This window comes from Mesorhizobium sp. GbtcB19 (assembly GCF_019091085.1).
Classification (GTDB): Bacteria; Pseudomonadota; Alphaproteobacteria; order Rhizobiales; family Rhizobiaceae; genus Mesorhizobium.
Genome location: NZ_JAGXJY010000510.1, coordinates 1 through 237 on the forward strand (window position 1 = coordinate 1; position 237 = coordinate 237).

Below are 237 nucleotides of genomic sequence, written 5' to 3' on the forward strand. Positions count from 1 at the left end.
CATGGCGCGCTACCGCAACGACCCGAACTACGACTTCTGGAAGTTGCTGAAGGTCGGCTACGACAATTTCGAGATCACCAAGGTGCCTCCGAAGGTCGATGTCTGCGAGAAACGCTACGTCTTCAACCAGGTCGCGCCTGTAGGCACGTCCTTCGACCCGACCGGCCCCTGCCCCGCGACGTCGCAGCCGGACTCGCTGCAGACCGCCTTCGCCAACTACGCGAAGAGCTACGACGC

The 237-nt window shown here is 62.4% G+C and carries 1 pseudogene; it reads left to right on the forward strand.

Features of this window, described 5'->3' with window-relative positions:
• Positions 1-237, forward strand: a pseudogene (locus tag KVT37_RS32865) (hypothetical protein); the annotation flags it as partial.